At 46.8% G+C, this 690-nt stretch carries 1 protein-coding gene; it reads left to right on the top strand.

Translation table 11 applies throughout. The features are described from left to right. Nucleotides 1-76 precede the first annotated feature (76 nt). Nucleotides 77-690: formate-dependent phosphoribosylglycinamide formyltransferase (purT, locus tag R8N47_RS25395; protein WP_318186131.1), on the top strand; the 614-nt coding region annotated here is incomplete at its 3' end.

The raw sequence follows: 690 nt of genomic DNA, 5'->3' as shown, positions 1-690 counted from the left end.
CGTTTGCTTCGCAATGAAAAATCAGTATGATCTCCTGCAATTTCTGTCTCATCACTCTATTTTGTAAGGGAACACTATGTTCGGTACTGCAACCAGCGCAAATGCTACCCGTGTATTACTATTAGGCTCTGGTGAGCTTGGTAAAGAAGTGGCAATTGAATGCCAACGACTAGGTCTAGAAGTGATTGCTTGTGACCGTTATGCCGACGCACCTGCGATGCAAGTCGCTCATCGTAGCTACGTGCTCGATATGTTGGATGGTAAAGCTCTAGAAGAGATCATAAACAAAGAGCAGCCAGCTTACGTTGTTCCAGAAATAGAAGCTATCGCGACCGACAAACTTGTCGAGCTTGAAGAGAAAGGCCTGAATGTTGTGCCAACTGCGAAAGCGACCAAGCTCACCATGAACCGTGAAGGCATTCGTCGCTTAGCCGCAGAAGAACTAGACCTATCCACCTCCCCTTACCGATTTGCAGACAACTACGATGACTTTAAAGCCGCAGTAGAGCACGTAGGTATCCCATGTGTGGTCAAACCTGTCATGAGTTCATCTGGCAAGGGACAGAGTGTCATCAAAACGGAAGACGATATTGAAAAAGCATGGGACTACGCACAAGAAGGCGGCCGAACTGGCGCAGGTCGAGTCATCGTTGAAGGCTTTATCGATTTTGATTACGAGATTACTTTGTT

Source organism: Vibrio sp. 2132-1, from assembly GCF_033344315.1.
This window is presented reverse-complemented; position numbering and strand designations above follow the sequence as displayed.